Origin of the sequence: Aequorivita vladivostokensis (assembly GCF_000952855.1) — a bacterium.
In the GTDB taxonomy this organism is placed as follows: Bacteria; Bacteroidota; Bacteroidia; order Flavobacteriales; family Flavobacteriaceae; genus Aequorivita; species Aequorivita vladivostokensis.
In genome coordinates this window covers 1-22,164 of sequence record NZ_JSVU01000013.1, presented here as the reverse complement: position 1 = coordinate 22,164, position 22,164 = coordinate 1, and the positions used below count along the sequence as shown (strand labels likewise).

19 protein-coding genes are annotated in these 22,164 nt (G+C 42.6%); 3 read left to right on the top strand and 16 right to left on the bottom strand.

The genetic code is table 11. The features are described from left to right. Positions 1 to 63 precede the first annotated feature (63 nt). The 14 genes from MB09_RS14630 to bshC all read right to left on the bottom strand — a co-directional run bounded on the left by MB09_RS14630 (position 64) and on the right by bshC (position 15,474). Positions 64 to 1,005 (bottom strand): NAD(P)H-dependent flavin oxidoreductase, encoded by a 942-nt coding sequence (locus MB09_RS14630; protein ID WP_045081668.1) that lies wholly within the window; start codon positions 1,003 to 1,005, stop codon positions 64 to 66. Further along, positions 1,005 to 2,636, bottom strand: a complete 1,632-nt coding sequence (locus MB09_RS14625) for a S8 family peptidase (RefSeq protein WP_052671415.1) — start codon at positions 2,634 to 2,636, stop codon at positions 1,005 to 1,007. The genes MB09_RS14630 and MB09_RS14625 overlap by 1 nt, the downstream gene beginning before the upstream one ends. A gap of 9 nt (positions 2,637 to 2,645) precedes the next feature. Next, complete coding sequence (gene mnmA / locus MB09_RS14620; protein WP_045081666.1) at positions 2,646 to 3,836, bottom strand: tRNA 2-thiouridine(34) synthase MnmA; 1,191 nt, start codon at positions 3,834 to 3,836, stop codon at positions 2,646 to 2,648. A gap of 132 nt (positions 3,837 to 3,968) precedes the next feature. Then, positions 3,969 to 4,658 carry a toxin-antitoxin system YwqK family antitoxin gene (locus MB09_RS14615; RefSeq protein WP_045081665.1) on the bottom strand — a complete coding sequence of 230 codons (690 nt, stop codon included), beginning with the start codon at positions 4,656 to 4,658 and terminating at the stop codon, positions 3,969 to 3,971. A 72-nt stretch (positions 4,659 to 4,730) separates the two neighbouring features. Then, positions 4,731 to 6,617 carry a membrane protein insertase YidC gene (yidC, locus tag MB09_RS14610; RefSeq protein WP_045081664.1) on the bottom strand — a complete coding sequence of 629 codons (1,887 nt, stop codon included), beginning with the start codon at positions 6,615 to 6,617 and terminating at the stop codon, positions 4,731 to 4,733. 99 nt (positions 6,618 to 6,716) lie between these two features. Further along, a complete protein-coding gene (locus MB09_RS14605) occupies positions 6,717 to 8,336 on the bottom strand; it encodes a CTP synthase (protein ID WP_045081685.1) in 1,620 nt (539 codons plus the stop codon). A gap of 182 nt (positions 8,337 to 8,518) precedes the next feature. Next, positions 8,519 to 8,749, bottom strand: a complete 231-nt coding sequence (locus tag MB09_RS14600) for a DUF3820 family protein (protein ID WP_045081663.1) — start codon at positions 8,747 to 8,749, stop codon at positions 8,519 to 8,521. Beyond that, positions 8,733 to 9,263 carry a DUF922 domain-containing protein gene (locus tag MB09_RS14595; protein WP_045081662.1) on the bottom strand — a complete coding sequence of 177 codons (531 nt, stop codon included), beginning with the start codon at positions 9,261 to 9,263 and terminating at the stop codon, positions 8,733 to 8,735. The genes MB09_RS14600 and MB09_RS14595 overlap by 17 nt, the downstream gene beginning before the upstream one ends. A 62-nt stretch (positions 9,264 to 9,325) precedes the next feature. Continuing rightward, a complete protein-coding gene (locus tag MB09_RS14590; RefSeq protein WP_045081661.1) occupies positions 9,326 to 9,727 on the bottom strand; it encodes an OsmC family protein in 402 nt (133 codons plus the stop codon). Next, positions 9,724 to 11,619: a LysM peptidoglycan-binding domain-containing protein gene (locus MB09_RS14585; RefSeq protein WP_045081684.1), complete on the bottom strand. Its 1,896-nt coding sequence runs from the start codon at positions 11,617 to 11,619 to the stop codon at positions 9,724 to 9,726. Before MB09_RS14585 ends, MB09_RS14590 begins: the two co-directional genes overlap by 4 nt. Before the next feature lie 51 nt (positions 11,620 to 11,670). Further along, positions 11,671 to 13,200, bottom strand: a complete 1,530-nt coding sequence (gene guaA / locus MB09_RS14580) for a glutamine-hydrolyzing GMP synthase (RefSeq protein ID WP_045081660.1) — start codon at positions 13,198 to 13,200, stop codon at positions 11,671 to 11,673. Positions 13,201 to 13,294: 94 nt separating this feature from the next. Next, positions 13,295 to 13,600 carry a type II toxin-antitoxin system RelE/ParE family toxin gene (locus MB09_RS14575; RefSeq protein ID WP_045081659.1) on the bottom strand — a complete coding sequence of 102 codons (306 nt, stop codon included), beginning with the start codon at positions 13,598 to 13,600 and terminating at the stop codon, positions 13,295 to 13,297. Further along, a complete protein-coding gene (locus tag MB09_RS14570; protein ID WP_240484850.1) occupies positions 13,600 to 13,836 on the bottom strand; it encodes a hypothetical protein in 237 nt (78 codons plus the stop codon). Before MB09_RS14570 ends, MB09_RS14575 begins: the two co-directional genes overlap by 1 nt. Before the next feature lie 42 nt (positions 13,837 to 13,878). Next, on the bottom strand, positions 13,879 to 15,474 hold the full coding sequence (gene bshC, locus MB09_RS14565) for a bacillithiol biosynthesis cysteine-adding enzyme BshC (RefSeq protein WP_045081657.1): 1,596 nt from the start codon (positions 15,472 to 15,474) through the stop codon (positions 13,879 to 13,881). Between the two features lie 159 nt (positions 15,475 to 15,633). Here bshC and MB09_RS14560 point away from each other — a divergent pair, with 159 nt between their 5' ends. Continuing rightward, positions 15,634 to 18,111 carry a M14 metallopeptidase family protein gene (locus MB09_RS14560; RefSeq protein WP_045081683.1) on the top strand — a complete coding sequence of 826 codons (2,478 nt, stop codon included), beginning with the start codon at positions 15,634 to 15,636 and terminating at the stop codon, positions 18,109 to 18,111. A 143-nt stretch (positions 18,112 to 18,254) separates the two neighbouring features. Here MB09_RS14560 and MB09_RS14555 read toward each other — a convergent pair whose 3' ends face one another. After that, positions 18,255 to 19,001 carry a DUF6503 family protein gene (locus tag MB09_RS14555; RefSeq protein WP_045081656.1) on the bottom strand — a complete coding sequence of 249 codons (747 nt, stop codon included), beginning with the start codon at positions 18,999 to 19,001 and terminating at the stop codon, positions 18,255 to 18,257. A gap of 59 nt (positions 19,002 to 19,060) precedes the next feature. Continuing rightward, positions 19,061 to 19,663 carry an alpha-ketoglutarate-dependent dioxygenase AlkB family protein gene (locus MB09_RS14550; protein ID WP_045081655.1) on the bottom strand — a complete coding sequence of 201 codons (603 nt, stop codon included), beginning with the start codon at positions 19,661 to 19,663 and terminating at the stop codon, positions 19,061 to 19,063. A gap of 170 nt (positions 19,664 to 19,833) precedes the next feature. On the opposite strand from MB09_RS14550, the gene MB09_RS14545 reads away from it, so the two are divergent. Both MB09_RS14545 and MB09_RS14540 read left to right on the top strand, forming a co-directional pair. Next, positions 19,834 to 20,394 (top strand): LemA family protein, encoded by a 561-nt coding sequence (locus MB09_RS14545; protein WP_117624790.1) that lies wholly within the window; start codon positions 19,834 to 19,836, stop codon positions 20,392 to 20,394. A gap of 84 nt (positions 20,395 to 20,478) precedes the next feature. Further along, positions 20,479 to 22,164 (top strand): DUF2207 domain-containing protein (locus MB09_RS14540; protein ID WP_240484849.1); only part of this gene is annotated, 1,686 nt, incomplete at its 3' end.

Below are 22,164 nucleotides of genomic sequence, written 5' to 3'. Positions count from 1 at the left end.
TCAAAAAAACCCTTCCGAAATTTGTCGGAAGGGTTTTTTATTTAAGACAATTTTCTAAAGGTATTATAAATTTGTCACCTCTTTTTTTGCACTTTCAAATTCTGAAATTATATCCTTTACAATCACAGCGGCGGGCTTAATATCGTGAATAAGGCCAGCAATCTGTCCGATTTCCAATTCACCTTCCTCCAGATCGCCTTCAAACATCCCGCGTTTGGCGCGGGCGCGACCTAAATGTTTTATAAGGTCTTCTTTCGTGGGGTTTGTAGTATAAAGTTGCATGACACTTTCAAAAAATTTATTTTTTAACATCCGCACGGGAGCTAGCTCTTTTAAGGTAAGATGAGTGTCACCTTCTTTGGCATCTACAACCAGTTGCTTAAAAGCTTGATGGGACGATGCCTCTTCCGAAGCTACAAAACGGCTTCCTACCTGCACCCCTTCGGCTCCCAAAACCATAGCCGCAAGCATACCGCGACCTGTTGCTATTCCGCCAGCCGCAATCAATGGGATTTCCAGTTGTTCCTTGACCATTGGAATTAGAGTGAAAGTAGTTGTTTCCTCTCGACCGTTGTGGCCGCCAGCCTCAAAACCTTCGGCAACCACGGCATCCACGCCTGCTTCTTGTGCTTTGAGTGCGAATTTCACACTGCTTACTACGTGAACAACCGTAATTCCGTTTTCTTTGAGTTTAGAAGTATATGTTTTTGGATTTCCAGCTGAGGTGAACACAATTTTCACATCTTCTTCAATAATGATGTCAATTATCTTTTCAATATCAGGATATAGCATTGGTACGTTTACCCCGAACGGTTTATCGGTGGCTTTTTTGCATTTCAGAATATGTTCCCGAAGTACTTCGGGATACATGGAACCTGCGCCCAAAAGCCCCAGACCTCCTGCATTTGCCACAGCACTTGCAAGACGCCAACCGCTGTTCCAGATCATTCCGGCTTGAATTAGAGGATACTCGATATTAAAAAGTTCTGTAATCCGGTTTTGCACTACTCCTTAATAATTTTATAGCTCGTTGTTTTATTATTTGAAGTAATGGAAGCAATATACATTCCTGAAGAGAGTGCCGAAACATCAATTCTATTTCTTAGAGTGGTAATATTGCTTTGAAGTATCTTTTCACCCAAAATATTAAAAAGTGCAAACTCGGCACTATCAGAATTTTTCGGAAACGAGATGTTTATTTCCGTACTCACCGGGTTGGGATATAACGCAAAATATGAATCTTGCATTTGCTCCTCCACACTTAATAAAAGCAGGGCATTAAGCGCATCACCGAAATTTGGGATTCCATAGCCCAATTTAGGTGTGGGATTAGTATATCTGCTCGCGGATTCACGGATAGCCTGAGTCACTACATCGTTCTTTAAATGTGGTACTGCACTCCACAACGCTGCTACAGCCCCAGCAGTTATAGGCGAACTAAATGACGTTCCGCTAGAGGTGGTAACATTACCGAATTGATCAATCACGGCTGCACCGCTACCCTGAGCAACAACATCTGGTTTTATACGACCATCTACGGTTGGGCCATACGAACTAAAATCGGATGGACTCCCAGAGCTAGTAACGGAGCCGACGGTGAAGCTGCCCGGAGCATCTCCAGGGGTTGCAACATATCCAAAATCGCCCGGGTATCCATCATTTCCGGCTGAGGTTACATTTATCATACCTTTGTCAAAAGCGGCATTTGCACCTCTGGCAGCGATAGTTGTTTGGCCGTCAAGGTCTTCATACGTATGGTCGAAGGCTGGATTGTCAAAATCCTGATAGCCCAAGGAAGTGTTGGTTACATATACACCGAGACTATCTGCACGTTCCAATGCCTCTACCCAATATGCTTCTTCCGCAGGAGATTCGTCGCTGTCTTCCGTAATGTATAAATAATAGGAAGCGTCTGGCGCGGTCCCTACAAACTGTCCGTTTAAAAATCCTGCCGCATCGCTGAAAGTAACGGCACCGTGGCTTCCATTTCCGTTTGAATTTTCAACTCGAGCGGCGAAGTCATAATAGCCCAACAATCTACCTTCATTTCTAAGTGTTGTATATGCAGGATTTGTTAAAACGCCCGGATAGCCATTATCCATAAAAGCAACAATTATATCCTGCCCAGTGTAATCATTTTCGTGAAGATAATCTACATTCAACATTTGGGTTTGGTTTGTCGCACTCCCGTAATTATAAACAGGTCTCGCTTGATTTTCAATTTCAAATTTGTCTGGAGTAAACTGCCTGCCTGCAGCCGGGTTATTAAGATTTTTATCTGCGAATTCTATATCCTCAACGAAAGGAAGGTTTAGAAGATTGTTAATATTATTTTCAGCACCTCGAACATATACAGCGTTGAGCCATTTTGATTTGGCAAGCACCGTAATACCTTGTGCGGCTTCAATCTGTGCTTTTTGGATCTCGTTTAATGGAACGTCGCGATCGTCAATCGGTGTTCCTTGTGTGTTTTTGCGATCAAGCGCAGCTTGACTCAATATAGTTATGGGGTTTGCCAGCGCTGCGGCAACCACAGCGGGATCCTTTGCTTCAAGAAATACCAGGGCATCCTCGGTTTGGGCTAAGCCAAATGTTGAAATAAGTACAACAAATAATAGGGATAATTTTTTCATCATAATGATTTTTTAAGAGATTACACCGCTTCCCAATAATTCGGGACCGTCATACCAAGCTACAAATTGCCCTTCGGTAATGGCGGATTGTGGGTTGTCAAATATAACATAAAGTCCAGAAACTGTTCGGTACAGTGTTGCTTTTTCTAAAGGCTGGCGATAGCGGATGCGAGCCATGACTTCCAAAGTTTCATCTTCCGATATTTCTAAATCTTCACGTATCCAATGGATTTCTTCCTTCTTCACATAAAGTCCACGACGGTACAAACCCGGGTGGTCTTTGCCCTGTCCCGTGTAAATTACATTTTTTTCCACGTCTGTGGCGATCACAAATAGCGGTTCCTTGGTGCCTCCCACGGCCAATCCTTTGCGTTGCCCGTTTGTAAAATAATGCGCGCCGGGGTGAACGCCCACCTGTTTGCCGTCCGTTATGGCGTAGGTATGTTTTGTTGAGAGGTATTGCAATTCTTCTTCTTTTGAATTGAAATCCGGAATCGTTTCCCCGTAATTTGCAAAATCTGAAGGAATTTCCACAATGGCTCCATCTTTCGGGGCCAGTTGCTGTTGAAGAAATTCGGGCAGCCTTACCTTCCCAATAAAGCACAATCCTTGCGAATCGCGTTTTTCGGCGGTTATTAAATTTTGTTCCGAAGCAATCTTTCGAACCTCCGGTTTCAACAATTCCCCAATTGGAAAGAGGATTTTGGAAAGTTGCTCCTGCGAAAGTTGGCATAGAAAATACGATTGGTCTTTGTTTGGATCTTTTCCGGCGAGCAATTGATATATTTTTTTTCCATTTTTTTCAATGGTGCCTTTACGGCAATAATGCCCCGTTGCCACAAAATCTGCTCCCAGCCCGAGGGCGATTTTCATAAAAACGTCAAACTTTATTTCGCGATTGCACAGTACATCTGGGTTTGGGGTGCGGCCCATTTGATATTCGCGGAACATATAGTCAACGATGCGTTCTTTGTATTCCTCGCTTAAATCGACCGTTTGAAAGGGAATGCCCAGTTTTTCTGCCACGAGCATTGCGTCGTTGCTGTCCTCAAGCCACGGGCATTCATCGGAAATAGTTACGGAGTCGTCGTGCCAATTCTTCATAAATAGCCCAATAACGTCGTAGCCCTGCTCTTTTAAAAGATAGGCTGCAACGCTGGAGTCAACGCCTCCGCTAAGACCGACAACTACTCGTTTTTTCATGATTATTTAAATGTGTGCAAAGATACGGCTTGAAAGCACCAAATTCCAAACTCCTAATTATAACGAAATCATAAAACGGCAAAACTCAAATAAATCTGAAGGTGCTGCTTTGGAATTTGGGATTAAAAAAAATTATTTATCAGCTTTTGGATAGGTTTCCTCCAAAATCACTTTCCCATCCTTGTAGTATTTCCAGAGTCCGTGCTTTTTTCCTTCTTTATAAAAACCTTCAATTATTACATTGCCATAAGCATCATAATATGTGGCGGTGCCCTGAAGTTGGTCGTTTGTGTATAGTAACTTTTTCAATAGAATTCCGTCAGGAGAATAATAATTGTCCTCACCTTCCTTTATCCCGTTTTTATATGTGGTTTCTTGGGTAATTTTTCCGTTGGGATAATAAGTAATTACTTTACCGTCCAATTTTCCGTCATTATACTGCTCGCGCGTCATAACATTGTTGGACTTTTCGTGGTAATAGACCCATTCGCCAATGCGGTCCTTGCCCTGCATTTTTCCTTCACTTACTAGTTTTCCCTTTACGGTGAAATATTTTACCTCGACGATATCGTCTTTCCCCGTGAAGTTTTTAATGACCATCGGCTGGCTTTTGCAATCTTCACAATAAAACTTGAATTCGCCCACTTCCTTTCCGTGTTCAAAAGTTCCCTCATAGCGAAGCTGATCGGTGCCTTCAAAGGTTTTTTTCCAAAGGCCGTGGCGTTTTCCCTGTGCGTCCATTTGGTTTATTTCGCTTTGTGAAAAGGAAACTTGGGAGCAGAGTACAATTCCGAAGAAGAAAGTTAAAGCAATTTTTTTCATTGTTCATTTACTTAAAAAGCAAACGCTTAAATCTAAAATCTATTTTCAAACATTTTAAATCTAAAGAAAAATCTAACGTTTTCCGGCTTTTTTCTGTTGCTCGGCCTGTTCCATCATCTCGGCCATTTTGCGCTGAAACTTGTTTTGTTTCTTTGGCGTGGCCTTTTTCACCTGAATTTTTGCGTGTACTTTGTCTTCATCAATAATGAAGTTTTTGATTACGAGCATAATGCCAATGGTAATCAAGTTTGAAACGAAGTAATACAGCGAAAGCCCACTCGCATAGTTGTTGAAGAATACCAACATAAACAATGGAGAAAGGTACATAAGGAATTTCATGTTCGGCATTCCCGGCTGCTGCTGTTGCTGCATGTTTGCGCCCATGGTCATCATCATATAAACAAAGATGGCGATAGAGGCCAAAATAGGGAAGAGACTCACGTGGTCTCCATAAAATGGAATGTGGAACGGCAATTCTGCAATGGTATCATAGCTGGAAAGGTCATCTGCCCAAAGGAAACTTTTCTGCCGCAAATCAAAAGCCGAGGGGAAAAACGTAAACAGCGCATAAAACACCGGAATTTGCAACAAAGCTGGCAAACAACCCTTCAGCGGGCTGGCGCCGGCGGAGTTTTGCAGCTTCATGGTTTCCTGTTGGATTTTTAAGCTGTTACCTTTATACTTTTCCTTTATCTCGTCGAGTTCGGGTTTCAGCACTTTCATCTTCGCCTGTGCCAAATACTGTTTGTACTGCACTGGCGAAAGCATAAGTTTTATAAGAATCGTCAAAACGATGATGGCTATTCCCGCGGGCAGAAAATCGGTTAAAAAGCCGAATAACGGAATGATAATGTATTTGTTTATCACCCCAAAAATACCCCAGCCCAGCGGCATGGCTTCGTCCAGATTGCGGCCGTATTTTTTGAAAATTTGATAATCGGATGGGCCGTAGTACATATTCATATTATACGACAACGCCCCATTTTTTGGTTCCAAAAGCATCTTTGCTCCGTATTGTTTGGTGAAGGTAGTATCTACCTCTTCGTCTTTCACCAAATCAACGGAAGTCAATTTCACTTCCTTGAAAGGAGTATCGGTAAGTAGCATGGAGCTGAAGAAATGCTGACGGAAATTCATCCAGGTTACGTCCTTCTCCAGTTCATCATCTTCGCCCGAAGGGGAAAGTTTTGAGTGTTTTTCGTCATCGTATTCATAGGTTAAACGCGAATAACGATTTTCGTATGAAATACTCTTGGCGTGACGATAGCCCTTTAACTGCCAGTCCAGATACATCGGCTGCGAAGTATTGATAATGCCGTCCAAGCCCTGGCTGTTGATGCTGAAATCCATCATATATTCACCCGGATGCAGGGTATAACGGTATTCAATAAACCCGTTTTCTGAGGTTTTGAGCTTCATGGAGAGCACTTGGTCTTCGCCATTTTTGCTCAAGGTAGGTTCAAAATAAAGGTCTTGTGAGTTTAGCGTTCGATTTTCTGACGTAAACTGAAGATTTAAGGAAGCGGTTCCATCCTTTATCAAATACACTGGAACGGAGTCATATTTGGTGAAATTTTTCAAAAGCGCTTCCGTAATGTATCCGCCTTTATTGCTTATTTCCAAATAAAGCACATCGTTCTCCAAAACCGTTGTGGCATCGGTTGCCGAAGGAAGCGTTTCAGAATACGCAAAAGAACCGAGCTTGTTCTTTAACTGTTCAAAAGCGAGGGAATCACCCTGTTTCACAGCACTCATTGTATCTGAAGTTGCCTGCGCAAGTGTAACTTCATCTGTGGGTTTGGCAGCTTCTGCCTCTTGTTTTGCAGCGGCTTCGGTCTTGGCTTTTTCCGCCTGGATTTCTTCCTCGGTAGGTTTGTTGAGGTACAACATCCAGATTAGGATACCGCCGATTAATAAAAAACCAATAAGTGAGTTAAAGTCGAATTTCTTTTGTTCCATCTTTTATTTCTTCTTTTGAAATTAATCAAAAGCATATTATCATTAATTTTATCTGGCAGGGCAATAATCCCGCCTTTTCTTTTATTGCGCCAAATTGTCTTATTTCTTTTTTAGGGAATGTTCGTGCACGGCCTTTACGAAAGCCACAAACAGTGGATGCGGATTGGCAACCGTACTCTTGTATTCGGGATGATACTGCACGCCCACAAACCATGGATGCTCGGGAATTTCCACAATCTCCACCAAACCGGTGTTTGGGTTTATTCCGGTTGCCACAAGGCCCGCAGCTTCAAACTGGTCCCGGTATTTGTTGTTATATTCATACCTATGCCGGTGGCGCTCTTCAATTGTTTTCGTTTTGTAAACCTTGCTTACGATACTTCCTTTTTTCAAGTCGCACTTCCAAGAGCCCAAACGCATGGTGCCGCCCATATCGGTAATGTTTTTTTGGTCTTCCATGATGCTTATTACCGGATTTTTTGTCTGCGAATCCATTTCGGTGCTGTTGGCATCTTTCAACTTTAAAACGTTTCGAGCAAATTCAATAACGGCCATTTGCATTCCCAAACAGATTCCCAAAAATGGCAGGTTGTTTTCGCGGGCGTATTTTACGGCGGCAACTTTTCCTTCAATACCGCGCTCGCCAAATCCGGGAGCCACTAAAATGCCATCGAGTTTTGAAAGTTTCTTCCCGATGGTTTTGGCGTTTATGTGTTCAGAGTGTATGTATTCTACTTTTACCTTCACCTCGTTTTCCGCGCCAGCATGGATGAAGGATTCAAGAATTGACTTGTAGCTATCCTGCAATTCCACATATTTTCCAATCAAGCCTATATGAACCTCTCCTTTTGGGTTTTTGTGCCTTTGCAGAAATTTATTCCACTGCTTTAAATCTGGTTTTTTGGAATTCTTTAAATTTAATTTCTGAAGTGTTACCGTGTCAAGTCCTTCCTCCAGCATCATATTCGGCACGTCGTAAATGGTGGAAGCGTCGATGGATTGGATAACTGCTTCCTCTTTCACATTACAGAAAAGCGCGAGTTTTCTTCTTAAATCATTGGAGAGTTCGTGCTCCGTTCTACAAACCAAAATATCTGCGCGGATTCCGCTTTCCATCAGGGTTTTTACGGAGTGTTGGGTGGGTTTGGTTTTCAGTTCGCCCGCTGCCGAAAGGTAGGGCACGAGCGTTAAGTGGATGACCAAAGCGTTGTCGTCGCCCATTTCCCACTTCATTTGGCGCACGGCCTCTATGTAGGGCAATGATTCAATATCGCCCACGGTGCCGCCGATTTCGGTAATGATTATATCGTAATCGCCCGTATTTCCGAGCAATTGTACGCGTTCCTTGATTTCGTTGGTAATGTGCGGAATAACCTGCACGGTTTTTCCCAAGAATTCACCCCGGCGTTCCTTTTCAATTACACTTTGGTAAATTCTGCCGGTGGTAACGTTGTTTGCCTGTGAAGTATTTACGTTTAGAAAACGCTCGTAGTGGCCCAGATCAAGATCGGTTTCAGCGCCGTCATCGGTTACGTAGCACTCGCCGTGTTCGTATGGATTCAGCGTTCCGGGATCTACATTTATATAGGGATCCAATTTTTGGATGGTAACGCGGTAGCCTCTGGCCTGCAAGAGTTTAGCCAACGATGCCGCTATAATTCCTTTTCCTAAAGATGATGAAACCCCGCCCGTAACGAAGATGTATTTTGTAGTGCTCATGAGTGCCTGTGCTGAAATAACTATACGGGATGCAAAGGTACATTTTTTATTGTGGAAAGGAAGTGGAAAATTCCAAAAATCAAATTCCAAATTCCAAGAGGGAAATCCATAAAACTTTGACAAAGTTTCAAACTTTGTCAAAGTTGACCGGTTGCAGAGCGGAGCCGAAGCACTGCCAACCGTTACTTTTTAATAAGCTTCTGCACCAATCCTTCCAGCCCGTTCAATTTCAGTTCATACATTTCGGCCATCATCCGGCCCAATTTTCCCTCGGGAAAGCCTTTTTGTTTGAACCACACAAAGTAATATTCAGGAATGTTCGCCAAATAATAGCCTTCGTATTTTCCGAAAGGCATTTTATAATTTGCCAATTCCACTAAATGGTTTGGGTCTGGGTTATTTCCAAGATTCATAATCGGCGAGTTGTTTGGCGATGTATTGCTGCCAGAAAGCTTCTTTTTCCTCGTTCCGGGAATGGTCTGTTTCGGCGTCAAATCTGGTTTGCATGGCGCGTCTTTTCTGTTCTACCTGTTTGTAGATACCCTCTATTTCAGATTTTATTCTTTTTGTGAACTTTTTTCCGTGAAGATTTTTCCGAAGCATGCGGGCGTGTAGTTCCGAAATATCAAAATGGGCCTGTTCATGCCTTAAAATATGGGCGTTCACCCTTTCTGGAATGTACCACGAACCTTCGGGATTAAAAAAACTTTCAACGGAATATTCCACGTTTACTGCTCCGTTTTTGATGGAATAGGAATATTGAAAACTGATACCTGTATTGGTGCTTGCCACAAAACTGGCGCTCGGCACGGGTTTTCCGCGGAAATCTTTCCACGTGAGTTTCTGGTTTTCATTCCACAGCATCTTTTCCGGATTATTTTGCGGGAAAAGAACCAAGGAAAATATAAAAATGAAAAGTAGTTTCATATTTAAAGAACATCAAAAACAATACCTGTTTAAAGTTTTTTTTGAAAGGGGTTTGGAGAAGCCTACCAATTAAAGGTAATCACCTTTTCAATATCGGGATGGAGGCTATAGAGCACGGGGCAGGTCCTGCCGGTATTTTCCAATATTTTTCGCGCTTTTTCATCTATGCCCGATGGAAAATTTAGGACCACTTCAATTTTTGAAATACGGCGTGGATCCGCAGCCATCGTTTTGGTTACCAGCGCAGTGGTGCCGTCCATATTTACCTGCATATCGCGGGCCTTTATGCCCATAACCGTAATCATGCAGTTGGCAAGTCCCGTGGCCACAGTATCGGTGGGAGAAAAGGCTTCGCCCTTTCCGTTGTTGTCCGTGGGAGCATCGGTTATAAATGTACTGCCCGATTTTAAATGTTTATTTTCGGTACGGAGGTTTCCGAGATAGGTTACTTTGGCGGTGCTCATTCTACTACTTCAAATTTAAGGTCGTCGTTATATTTTAAAATATAGGCTGCTTCGTTGCAGTAGCCTTCCGTTTTCGATTTTTCATATCGAAATTTGTTCTCAATATATACCGTTTCGCTTTCGGGCATAATGGCATCGTAAATATCTTTTTCGGCAGCCAATCGCAGCAAGACATCATAGGTTACGTCAAAGCCCCGGATTGCGTAGCGGTTCGGAAGCACACCGTACTTGTTTTTGTAACTTATCAAGAACGGATTGCGGTCTTCTTCATCAATGTTTTTGTTCACCGAAGGGAAAGTGAAGTTCAGTTTTGCCAGGCGCATACTGGAAACCTCGTGCCATTCATAAGCGTCGTTTTTTTGCAAAGTGAATAGGCGAATTTTGTAATTATTCGGCATGGCGGAAAGCACGTTTACGGCACTGCTTACCAACACCGGATTTTGGGATTCAAGGATTACCCAGTTTTCCATTCCCTGTGAGGCTACCGCAGTTATATCGCTGGCCTGAATATATCCGCCGCCACGGGGCGATACGGTTTTGGCTGATGGAATTGCGGTTTGAATCATCTCCCTTTGAGTGGCTCTTTTGGAGTCGGAAATAATGATGACATTCTTTCCGGCACTATGCTCTTTTATGTAACGGATTATCGTTTTCTGTAGCACGGCATCGGTGGGAAGGGTTTGGAAAAGATTGTCGTTCATAGCCATTTCCCTGTTGCTCAAGGGTGAAAAGACCGGGATTTTATCACCTTTCAGCATATCCGAAGCTTTCTCCACATTTTTTTGAAGCAACGGGCCAATCACTGCGTCCACGTTTTTGAACTCGTTTCTTGAAATGATGGAGGCCACCTTGCTATCGCTCTTTTCGGTGTCATAGACATTCAGGGTCACGGAAATGCCGTGGTCCTTTGCGAATTCCGCAGCCATCAAAGCGCCGCTGTAAAAGTCCAAAGCTACGCGAAGGGTAGGGTCGCGTTTCAGTAAATCTTGGTCGTTGCCCGTGGTGTCACTGGCACTTCGCATTAATCGAAAAGGGAGCATCAATGCTACCGTTTTCATTTTTTTGTTGTCAATTCTTTTTTCCAGATCGATTACCGAAATATCCTCTTTTGAAATGCCGTCTTCATCCTTCGGCAATTTTAGGATCATTCCTTCTTTCAGCCCATCTTTTGCATATGGATTAAGCGCAATGATTTCTTCTTCCGAAAGACCGAATTTTGCTTTTAACCTGTAAAAACCTTCCTTGGGTTTCACTTCGTAATACTGAAAATTTTCTTCGTCTATTTCAGCATTTTCTATTACAGTTTTGTCTGGAACGATCAAGGTTGTTCCCACTTTAAGGCCTTCGCCCAAATCGGGGTTCAAATCTTCCAGTTCCGCAATTGAAATGCCGAATTTTCGGGCAATCCCAAATTTTGTTTCCTTTGCTTTTACGGTATATTTCTGGGTGCCGGGCAGGGCATTTCCAACGGTTGTATTTTCATCTTTTTTGGAGGCCGCAGGAATCAACAATCGCTCGCCTTTTCGCAGACCGCGGGAGTACAATTCCTTATTTAGCTTCTTGATATCGTCAACGCTTACGTTGTAAAGCTGCGCAATTCCGAAGAGGGTTTCCTTCTTTTTAACCCTGTGATCGCGGTAGTTGTTTTTATTAGTTCCAGAGCTGATTGCCTCGTTGGAGGGGATAATCAATACGCTATTTACCTTCAACTCATTTCTGGAGTCTGGGTTAAGATTGTAAATGGTTTCTTCTGAAATATTATACTTTTTCGCAATGCTGTAAACGGTTTCGCCTTTTTGTACCGAGTGGCTTTTGTACTGTTGTTGCGCAGCCGAGCCACAGCTAACCATAAATAGGAAGGTCACCGAAACGTATATTAAACACTTCAACATAGAGATAATCAATTTTTTAGATTTGCCAAACATAGTCTCGATTTCATATTGTTATTCCCACTCAATGGTCGCGGGCGGTTTTGAGCTGATGTCATAGACTACTCTATTAACGCCTTTCACGCGGTTTATTATATGGTTGCTCACTTCCTGTAAAAATTCATAGGGAAGATTTACCCAATCTGCGGTCATTCCATCTGTGGATTCAACGGCGCGTAAAGCAACTACTTTTTCGTAAGTACGCTCGTCGCCCATTACGCCAACGCTATTCACAGGAAGTAAAATTGCGCCCGCCTGCCACACTTTATCGTAAAGTTCCCACTTTTTCAAGCCGTTGATAAAGATTGCGTCAACCTCTTGTAATATACGAACTTTTTCGGCCGTAATATCGCCCAAAATCCGAATTGCCAAACCTGGTCCCGGGAAAGGGTGCCTGCCCAACAATTCGAGGTCTATGCCCATTTCCTTTCCAACGCGTCTCACTTCATCCTTAAAAAGCATGCGCAAAGGTTCTACTACTTTCAGCTTCATAAAATCTGGCAAACCACCTACGTTGTGATGGCTTTTTATGGTAACCGAAGGGCCATTTACCGAAACGCTTTCAATAACATCGGGATAAATTGTTCCTTGCGCCAACCAATCCACACCAGTCAACTGATGTGCCTCGTCATCAAAAACTTCGATAAAGGCGTTGCCTATGGCTTTTCGTTTTCGTTCTGGGTCGCTCTCGTTTTTCAATGCTTCCAAAAAACGTTCCGAAGCATCCACACCTTTTACGTTCAACCCCATATCCTTATATTGGTGCAGCACGTTTTCAAATTCGTTTTTACGGAGCAAACCGTTATTTACGAAAATACAGAATAGGTTTTTGCCGATGGCTTTGTTCAAAAGAATTGCCGCAACCGTAGAATCTACGCCGCCACTTAAACCAAGTACTACCTTTCCGTCGCCAATCTGCTCTTTTAAAGTTTCAACAGTTGTTTCCACAAATGCTGCGGGCGTCCAAGTTTGTGGCACTTCGGCAATATTTACAAGGAAATTTTCAAGCAATTGCTTGCCGTGGGTGGTGTGATATACTTCCGGATGAAATTGTATGGCATACGTTTCCTCGCCTTCAATTCTATAGGCAGCGTTCAAAACATCAACCGTGCTCGCCAAACGCACTCCGTTTTCGGGAAGTTGTGCAATGGTGTCGCTATGGCTCATCCAGACGTTTGTATTTTCGGGAATATCCTTAAAAAATGCCTCGCCCGATTTTATCATGGATAGTTTCGCCCTTCCGTACTCGCGTATGTTTGATGGTTCTACACTTCCGCCGTTGAAATGTGCCAAATACTGTGCGCCATAACAGACCGCCAAAAGGGGTTTGTGGCCGCGAATCTTTGAAAGGTCTGGGTGGGGCGCATCTTCCGCGCGAACGGAAAACGGACTGCCCGAAAGGATTACGGCCTTAAACGGGTCAAGGCTTTCCGGAATATGATGGTAAGGGTGAATTTCGCAGTAAATGTTCAGTTCCCGCACGCGTCTGGCGATAAGTTGGGTGTACTGCGAACCAAAATCTAAAATGAGGACGTTGTTTTGCATAGGCAAAAATACTTTAAATATATAAGTTGGTTAAAGGGTTGTGAAGAATTTTTTTAAGGGTTTTCAACAGGGTTTTTTTACTTCGAAGGCACGATTATTCTATTTGCTTTTTAAGCCGTTCAGGGTCTTGTCTGGTATCGAAGAAGGTAATAATTTCAATTTCTTCAGTTTGGAAATTTATTCGGTAATAAAATGTATTTTGTTTTGTTACCACACACTTGTAAATCCCACCAAGTTCGTTTGATTTTGGGTAACTTTCGGACTGCAATTCAATTTGTGAAATCTTTTTGGTAAGTTTTGCCAAAAAATCATTTTTGACTTTATAACCCCATTTAGCCAACAAATATTTGGATAGCTCCTCCAATTGTGTTGCGGCCAGTTCGGAAAGAAAAACTTCCATTATGAAATCTTTGTGAGGACCTCTTTAAAAGATTTTCTTTTGCCTTGGTTTAACTGCTCAATACCTTTCTTAATCTCAGCTTGCTCATGGGCACTCAACTCATTCCAAAAATCAGCCTTTTCATTTTTTATAAACTCGGTCACTTTTTCGATGAATGTATCGCTTTCGATATTCAGTATCAATTTCACCAATTCTATTTTTGAAGTTTTAATATCCATCACACGAACTTTTTTCAAAGTTAAGGAATTCTATTTTTGTATTTTTATTTGATTTGGAGGTTATAACTCCAAAACAGTAAAGCTGAAATCCAACGGCTCCAAATTTTCTTTCAACAAATCCAGCAATTCCTCGCCATATTCCAAATGGAATTCCGAAAAATTAAGCTGACGTTCCTGCAAACTTTGGTTTGGGAATAGTTGATTTTGAATATCTTTTAACCGTTCAAGTTCTTCGGAAAGGTTTCTTTTTTGTGCTTTCAATAAGCGCTTTTCGAGATTGTCCAAGCCGTTCAGCTGTTTCTTTTCCTGGGCGCCCACGGCTCCCAAAAACGATGCGTCGGTCTGTTTTGCCAATTCGTATAAATCCTTGAATTGCTGTTTTAGGAATTCTTTCTGCTTTGAAAAGTCGATATCTATTTTTGAAATTTGCTTGGTGTGCTTCGTGATCAATTCGTGCTGGGACAAGAATAAATCTTCAATAGAAACATTTAATTTTTTCAGTTTTTTCGAAAGTATTTTCGGAACCAAAAGCACCGAATTGCGAAGCAACAGAATAGGGAAGGGCACTTCCACTTTATTGAAATAATCCTTCAGCTGAAACCAATATGCCAGCTCGCCACCACCGCCAATGTAACATAGGTTGGGCAATATTACTTCTTGATACAACGGACGAAGCAAAGCATTGGGCGAAAAGCGTTCGGGGTTTTCATGCAGTTCCTTTAAAATTTCTTCTTTTGAAAAAGAAAGTTCAGTTTCATTTACATAAAACTTTCCTTCCTTTTCAATAATGCGTTCCCGAAGGTTTTCCTTCAAATAAAAAAGATTTATTTCCCGCGGATGCACTTGTTCGAAAAAGCCCAAAGCGGTCAATTTTTCAGTGGTTTCCGAAACTTTTTTAAAGCTGAGGTTTTCCGTAAGTTCCTTTTCGGCATAGGGAATAAAACATTTTTTTAGCTCTGCGTCATTGCCGTCCACAATCACAAGCCCGTGATGATAGAACAGCGTGTTGGCCAGAAAACGCGTGGCATCGGCGAGGTTGTCGTGTTTTGTGTAGGCATCCTTAAAATAGGAAATCAGTTGTTTGGCATTTTCGCTTTCGCCGAGTTCCTTTTTCAGTAGCTGCTTCACTTCCTTTAATCCTTCCGTAGAAAGTTCGCCCACCGCACCCGAGGCTTTTCTATCCCACTTTACTTTTTTTCCGAAGAGGTTAAAATAATTTATTTCCTCAAAATCGTGGTCTTCCGTCGCCATCCAATATACGGGTACAAAATGGTTGGTAGGGTAGGTTTTGTTTAACTTTTCAGCAAGGTTGATGGTTGAAAATATCTTATAAAGAAAATAAAGCGGCCCCGTAAAAAGATTGAGTTGGCGCCCCGTTGTGATTGTAAAGGTAGTATGCTCTTTCAGCAAGTCGATATTGCTGAGCGTGGATTGCGAAATGGAATTATCGCCGTATTGGTACATAATCCGCTTGGCCAGCAAATGCCGTTTGTCGTCTGTGAAATTTTTCTGTTTCTCCGTAAGTTGATGCTTGAAATTTTCCAAGTTTGGAAAACGATTGAAGAAGGGTTTTAAGTTTTCATCTTCAGCGAGATAATCGCATATCAATTTTGAAAAATACCCTGTGTTTTTATACGGAATGGAATGGGTTGGCATAGGTTCTTTGGAAAAAGTGTAACAAAAATAACCGTTTTAAGTGGGTCGCGGGTTTAAAGATACGTTAATATGATTTTGAAATTCCAAATTTGAAGCACCAAATACCAAAAGTGGCAATTGGAATTTGGCTATATTTGGCCCTTATTTAATATGCACAAAATGACTCGAACTTTCGCTTTCTTTCTGTATTTCCTGCCTTGTCTGGTTTTCGCCCAATTGAAATCCCCTTCGGAGTTTTTGGGGTATGAAATAGGCACCCAATTTTCCCGCCACGCTGATGTTGTTGCCTATTTTGAGCACGTAGCGGCAAATAGCGAAATGGTGAAATATGCAGACTACGGCAAGACCAACGAACGCAGACGGCTTACCTATGCCGTGATTTCTTCCGCAGAAAATCTTGCGAACCTTGAAAAGATACGTACGGATAATTTAAAAAATATAGGCATACTTTCTGGGAGTGCAACTCCCGAAAAAGCCATCGTTTGGCTTAGTTACAACGTACACGGCAACGAGGCCAGCAGCAGCGAGGCGGCTATGAACACGGTTTATAAACTTATTACCGAACATACCGATTGGTTGAAGAATATGGTCATTATAATGGACCCGAATGTAAATCCCGATGGGCGCGATCGGTACGTAAATTGGTATAACCAAGTGAAAGCTTCGCCTTACAATCCATCCCGCGATGCCGTAGAGCATCACGAGCCTTGGCCCGGCGGACGGCCCAACCATTATTTGTTCGATCTTAACCGCGACTGGATGTGGGCGAGCCAAATTGAAACCCAACAGCGCCTAAAAATTTACAATCAGTGGATGCCGCAGATACACGTAGATTTTCACGAGCAATTTATCAACAACCCCTATTATTTTGCACCCGGAGCGGAACCTTATCACGATATCATTACGCCGTTTCAGCGCGAATTTCAGACGCGGATAGGAAAAAACAATGCCAAATATTTTGACGAAAACGGTTGGCTTTTCTTTACCCGCGAGAGTTTCGATTTGCTTTATCCCAGCTATGGCGATACCTACCCGCTTTTTATGGGCGCTATTGGGATGACTTACGAGCAGGCGGGCCACGGTATGGCAGGTTTGGGAATTATAAATGACGAAGAAATTGAACTAACCCTTGTAGATCGCGTGGCGCACCATACAACTACAGGACTTTCTACTATTGAAGTGGCTTCGCAACAAGCGGCTTCCCTCAATTCCGAATTCAAGAAATTCTTTCAAAACGATAATTTGAAGTATAAAAGTTTTGTGTTAAAAGGCAATCCCGACAATCTCCAAGCGCTTGCCGAGCTTTTGGACAAGCACGAAATAAAGTACGGTTATGCCACTGGCGGAAAAGTTAGCGGCTTTAATTATTCCGATAACAAAAAGGGAACGCTGGATGCCAACGGCGCGCTGGTGGTAAGTACCAACCAGCCGAAAGGAAAAATGGTTCAGGTGCTTTTTGAGCCTAATGCCGCACTCTCCACCCCACTTACCTATGATATTACCGCGTGGAGCCTGCCGTATGCCTATGGTTTGGAGGCAGTCGCGAGTCCAACGTTGGTTGCCGCCAATGCTGCCAACCCCAATAAAACCGTTGTGAATATGGCTTCCCCTTCGGCGGCGGGCTATATTACGAAATGGAACAGTATGGAGGATGCCGAGTTTCTTTCGGCCTTGTTGAAAGTAGGGATAAAAGTGCGTTTTTCTGAAAATGAATTGGGCTTTGGCGGCAAAAGTTTCGGTCGCGGTAGTTTGATTATTACGCGAAGCGACAATAAGACCAAGGCAGATTTTGACACAACGCTTATTGAAATTGCAAATGAAATGGGACGGCAGTTATACGCTTCGCCCACAAGTTTTGCGGATAACCTGACCGACTTTGGGTCGCAGTACGTGCATTTGATTAAAAACAAAAAAATAGCTGTTCTTCAGGGAGAAGGTACTTCTTCATTGAGTTACGGTGCGCTTTGGCACTTTTTCGAGACCCAGTTGAAGTACCCAATCACTTCCATAAATACGGACGATATAGGAAGTATTGAATGGAGCGATTATGATGTGTTGGTGCTGCCCGACGGCAATTACAAATCTATTTTGAAGGATGATATTTTTGAGAATTTGGAAGCTTGGATTGGAAAGGGCGGGAGAATAGTCGCCATTGGTAATGCCGTTGGTGTTTTTGAAGGGAAGGATGGCTTTGATTTAAAAAAGAACATTTCCGAAGCTGAAAAGAAAAAGGATTCCCTTTCCGAGGGTAATCTTGTTCCATACGCCCACCGCGAACTGGAAAGTACCAAGGATATGATTACCGGAAGCATTTATAAGGTGCAATTGGACAATACCCATCCGTTGGCATTTGGGTATGGAGATACCTATTATACTTTGAAACTGGGTAACGATTCCTTCGAATTTTTAAAGGATGGCTATAACGTGGGGTATATTACCGAACCTGAAAGCGTTTCGGGTTTTTCGGGGGAAGCGGCAAAGGCTGCCTTAAAAAATTCCATCGTGTTTGCGGAGATGAAAAAGGGCAGGGGCAGCGTGGTTTATATGGTTGACGATGTTTCCTTTCGCTCCTTTTGGCAGAACGGGAAATTGTTTTTGGCGAATGCAATCTTTTTTGGGAATACCGGAAGCTACTAATATTTTCGAGTTAGCTTTTTTAACCACAGAGTTCACAAAGGTTTTCACAGAGTTCACAAAGATAACTCTGTGTACTTTGTGCCTTCTTTGAGTTCTTTGTGGTTTTTTCTAATGGTGACTATTTAAAGAAAGTTTTGTCAATTTTATTTTAGGAAGCTTACCGAGATTGCCTCCGTTTCAATTTTTGAGAGCAACTCCAGTTTTCCTGTTTTGAAGAGCTCGTCAACATTTTGTAGATCTACAGCTTCCCAGGGTTCGAGTTTGTAATTTTCGTAATCCACGAAGCGGATGCCTTTGACCATTCTTGGGTTGTAGGCTTTCCTAAAACGAATGCCGCCTTTGCCGGTATAGAATTTATAGGCGAGGTAATCTACCGTAAAACCTTCCTTTGCTATCCAGTACATATATTCATCTTCGTGGTCTGTGCCGCCGCCTTCTTTTGCGAAGGTTACTTTTACTTCATAATACCGCTTGCCGTCTATTTCGGCTTCTCCCACGAGTTCCTTATTGACAGCGGGGTCGTTTAGGCCGAAGGGCAGCTGCACAAAATAATGGACGGAGTTTACGGAATTGGCATATTTGGTAGCCGTGGAATCGGGCAAGATCAGTTTGGTGCTATTGGCATAACGCTCGAAGCCTAAATTGGTGAGGATGTCGCGTGTTTCTCCCAGGGAATCGGTACTGGTTCTTGTGAGTTGATAATTACCATTTTCCCTTTGACTGCTATATTTTACATCGCGAAAAGTAAACTGGATGGTTGCGGCTTCATATTTTGCACCCCCGGCATTTTCGATGGTTTTATCAATTATTTGCTGGGCTGTGAGTTGTTTTTCCTCTTGTTTGCAGGAGTAAGAAATTATCAGAATACCGATTAATAAAAGAAATTTCATAAAATTTATTTCTCTAAAGATACGAATCTATATAGAAATCCCAGAGGCATAGATAGACATTAAACTATCGTCCTAAAAGTCAAATTTATGCGTGGATCGTGTATTTTCTTTGTTGGCGGCAAGCGGTGCAGCCAGTGGGTTTGTGTGGTACCTTTCATAAGCAGCAGGCTGCCGTGCTCCAGGTTTAGGGAAACGGTTTCCTTGGTCTGTTTGTGCTTTAGGGCAAATTTGCGCTCCGCCCCAAGACTTACAGAGGCTATGGCGCCGTTCTTTTTTAGGTCTTTTTCGGCATCGCTGTGCCAGCCCATGCCCTCTGCGCCGGAATGGTAGAGGTTCAGCAGGCAACTGTTAAAGGTTTCGCCGCTTATGGTCTCTATTTCTTTTTTGAGTTGGAGCAGTTCGGGCGTCCACAGCTTTGCTTTTTTGGTGACTTTTGAATAGGTGTACTCAAATTCACGTTGGCCGTACCAGGCTACTTTGCGTTTGGTAACTATCCTTTTTCCGAAGATGATGGTTTCGTCGTTTTGCCACGCGATTGTATTCAGAAGTATATCGAAATATCGGTCAGCTTCTTCTTCAGGGAAAATTTTTCCGAAGTAGTTTGCTATGCCGTCTTTGGGTAGGAGGTTTTTGGGATTCACGGTTTGGGATTCAAGATTCAAGATTTACGATTGTCGATTTACGATTTACGATTGACGATTAACACCTAACGCTTAACACTTAACACCTAACCCTTGACCCTTAACGCCTAACGAATAACCGACAACAATTAACGAATAACAATTAACTTTACAGTATCTTAGTTATTAATTTTTAACAAACAACCAAAGTTATGAGTGTGATTTTTCTTTTGATAGGCATTCTTGTGGTCGTGGGGCTGCTGCTGGTTATTGTGTATAACCGGTTTGTGAAAAACAGGAATATGGTGAAAGATGCTTGGAGCAATATAGATGTTGCCCTAAAACGCCGTTACGATTTAATCCCAAACCTTGTGGAAACCGTGAAGGGCTATGCCGCCCACGAAAAGACAACCTTGGAGCGTGTAATCCAGGCGCGTAATGCTGCAATAGCGGTACCTTCTGACGATATAAATGCGCAGATAAAGGCCGAAAACCAATTGCAACAAACCCTGCGCAGTATTTTTGCATTGGGGGAAGCTTATCCAGATTTAAAGGCCAATACCAATTTTCTGGACCTTCAACAGAAACTGAACGAAATAGAGGAAAACTTGGAGCGCAGCCGCAGATACTATAACGGCACCGTGCGCGAGAACAATACCTATGGCGAGAGTTTGCCAGGGGTGCTGTTTGCGGGAATGTTCGGGTATCAGCATTTTGACTATTTTGAAGTTGATGAAACGAGCCGGGAGAACGTTAGGGTTAGCTTTGATTGAGTTTATGGGCTTATGAGTTTAAAAGTTTAAAAGTTTATGAGTTTATGAGTTTATATGTTTTATAAATGGAATAATCTGATATAATTGAACATTGTCATAGTCATATCGCATTTAATAAGTAATCGATTGTTCTTGCTGTTTTTCGGGATGCTTTTTTTTCTGAAAGTTTCGGCACAAGATTTTATCGTGAACAAGTGCGTGGTTGATATTCACATCAGTGAAGAGGGTTATTTTGATGTGGTTGAAAACTATGATCTTACTTTCACGGCCCATAAACACGGTATTTACAGAAATATCATTACCAATTATGATTTGTTTACCGAAGATGGCACGCGTGAAAAGCGCAAGATAAAGATTAGAAAGATTGACGTGCCGGACCATAATTTTGAAGCCGATTTTGATTTTGTCCAAAAACTCAGCGATAAGCTTCAGATAAAAATTGGCGATAAGGACAAAACCATAATCGGCCCACAGCATTACGAAATAAAGTATAGGGTTTACAACGCGTTTTTATTTGAAGAGTTACGGATTTGGTTTTACTGGAATATCAAATCAGAGGAATGGAATACGGTTTTTGAGGAAATAGATTTCAACATTCAGGTGCCGGAAAATGCGGATGTAGGGTTGGATGATATTTTTATCTATGCAGGTTTTAAAGGGGGTACCCTTGTGAGTCCCGATTTTGATATTGCTTATGAGGATGGTGTTTTTAGGGTAGAGAGTCTTCCACGATTTAAATCCTATTCAGGTCAGAATGTCACGGTTTTGCTTAATCTTCCCCCAGATTCCATAAAGGAAATAAAACCCTGGTGGCCCTTTTGGACAGATTATGGATGGACGCTGATACTTGGCTCCATGCTGGTTGTTTTCTATTTTGTTTGGAAAAAATATGGCAAAGATGATAGGGTTGTGGCCACGACCAGTTATTTTCCGCCCAGCGGGATGGACCCCGCAATGGCAGGTTTCCTGATTGACGATACCGAAGATACCCAGGACCTAATCGCCTTAATTCCATATTGGGGTTCGCGCGGCATTATCACGATGGAGCAAATACCAAAAAAAGGCTGGTTTGGGAAGGACGACACCAAATTGACCAAGCTTAAACCCTTGCCCGACGGCGCGCCCGATTATGAACGGAAAATTTTCGACGGGCTTTTTGGCCGTTCAGCAAGTTCCTCAAAACAGGAAGTGTTGGTAAGTAGTCTAAAGGATTCATTTTACACTAAAATGGCGAGTGCCAAAGCGCTTCTCAAGGCCAGGGCCCAAATCTATTATGACCAAGAGGCCAAGAAAATGCAGACGCGAACTATTGTGGGAACGCTTTTAATAGCAGCCATTTTGTTTTTCCTCTTTATATCCAACTGGGGTCTTATTGCCGCGCTGGCCGTAATTCCGGTAACTATATTTCTGCTGTTTATGAGCGTGTATATGGTAAAGAAAAATGCCAAGGGCAATGCAGCACTTTCAGAGTTGAAGGGGTTCAAAAACTTTATAAAGATTGCGGAGGAAAACAAGTTGAAAATGCTGTTGCGCGACAGTCCGTCCTATTTTGAAACTACCATGGGGTATGCCCTTGCATTCGGACTTTTTGAATCTTGGGCCAAGAAGTTTGAGGCACTGAACCTGCAGCCGCCCAGTTGGTACACATCCTCCACCGGGGCGTTTACGATGCACAATTTTTCACGGTCTTTTTCAGATTCCATATCAACTGCCCAATCTACTATGGTCAGTTCTCCTTCCAGCAGTAGTTCGGGCGGGGGTGGCTCCTCC

Coding starts and splice junctions, on each gene's coding strand:
- MB09_RS14625 (WP_052671415.1), bottom strand. CDS start 2,636: ATGATGAAAAAATTATCCCTATTATTTGTTGTACTTATTTCAACATTT.
- mnmA (WP_045081666.1), bottom strand. CDS start 3,836: ATGAAAAAACGAGTAGTTGTCGGTCTTAGCGGAGGCGTTGACTCCAGC.
- MB09_RS14615 (WP_045081665.1), bottom strand. CDS start 4,658: ATGAAAAAAATTGCTTTAACTTTCTTCTTCGGAATTGTACTCTGCTCC.
- yidC (WP_045081664.1), bottom strand. CDS start 6,617: ATGGAACAAAAGAAATTCGACTTTAACTCACTTATTGGTTTTTTATTA.
- MB09_RS14605 (WP_045081685.1), bottom strand. CDS start 8,336: ATGAGCACTACAAAATACATCTTCGTTACGGGCGGGGTTTCATCATCT.
- MB09_RS14600 (WP_045081663.1), bottom strand. CDS start 8,749: ATGAATCTTGGAAATAACCCAGACCCAAACCATTTAGTGGAATTGGCA.
- MB09_RS14595 (WP_045081662.1), bottom strand. CDS start 9,263: ATGAAACTACTTTTCATTTTTATATTTTCCTTGGTTCTTTTCCCGCAA.
- MB09_RS14590 (WP_045081661.1), bottom strand. CDS start 9,727: ATGAGCACCGCCAAAGTAACCTATCTCGGAAACCTCCGTACCGAAAAT.
- MB09_RS14585 (WP_045081684.1), bottom strand. CDS start 11,619: ATGTTGAAGTGTTTAATATACGTTTCGGTGACCTTCCTATTTATGGTT.
- guaA (WP_045081660.1), bottom strand. CDS start 13,200: ATGCAAAACAACGTCCTCATTTTAGATTTTGGTTCGCAGTACACCCAA.
- MB09_RS14575 (WP_045081659.1), bottom strand. CDS start 13,600: ATGGAAGTTTTTCTTTCCGAACTGGCCGCAACACAATTGGAGGAGCTA.
- bshC (WP_045081657.1), bottom strand. CDS start 15,474: ATGCCAACCCATTCCATTCCGTATAAAAACACAGGGTATTTTTCAAAA.
- MB09_RS14560 (WP_045081683.1), top strand. CDS start 15,634: ATGACTCGAACTTTCGCTTTCTTTCTGTATTTCCTGCCTTGTCTGGTT.
- MB09_RS14555 (WP_045081656.1), bottom strand. CDS start 19,001: ATGAAATTTCTTTTATTAATCGGTATTCTGATAATTTCTTACTCCTGC.
- MB09_RS14545 (WP_117624790.1), top strand. CDS start 19,834: ATGAGTGTGATTTTTCTTTTGATAGGCATTCTTGTGGTCGTGGGGCTG.